This window comes from Cryobacterium sp. 10I1, from assembly GCF_035019805.1.
Classification (GTDB): domain Bacteria; phylum Actinomycetota; class Actinomycetes; order Actinomycetales; family Microbacteriaceae; genus Cryobacterium; species Cryobacterium glucosi.
The window spans coordinates 1-257 of the sequence record NZ_JASJVF010000663.1 but is presented as its reverse complement, the minus strand read 5'-3'; the positions used below and the strand labels follow the sequence as shown (position 1 = coordinate 257).

Sequence of the window (257 nt, the reverse complement as noted above, 5' to 3'; positions counted from 1 at the left end):
CGCCTCCTCCGCAACCCGGGCAACCTCCGCGACCCGGGCGACTTCGGCAACCCGGGCAACTTCCGCGACCCGTGCGACCTCGGCGATGCGCGCCGCTTCTGCGATCCGTTCCGTCTGCGCGGCGGTGGACTGCGTGGCGCCGAACGCGAGCCGGGCCGCCGCCCCGGGGAACCCCGGCCGAGGGGACTGCCAGTCGACGAGACCACGAGAGGGACCTTTCCGGTCGAGAGTGACCGGCACAAAGGTCACGCTCGACC

Annotated in this window: 1 protein-coding gene; it reads right to left on the bottom strand. The window is 73.2% G+C overall.

The features are described from left to right. The coding region (locus QN345_RS20235; RefSeq protein WP_323509265.1) for a hypothetical protein at positions 1–257 on the bottom strand (257 nt) is incomplete at both ends.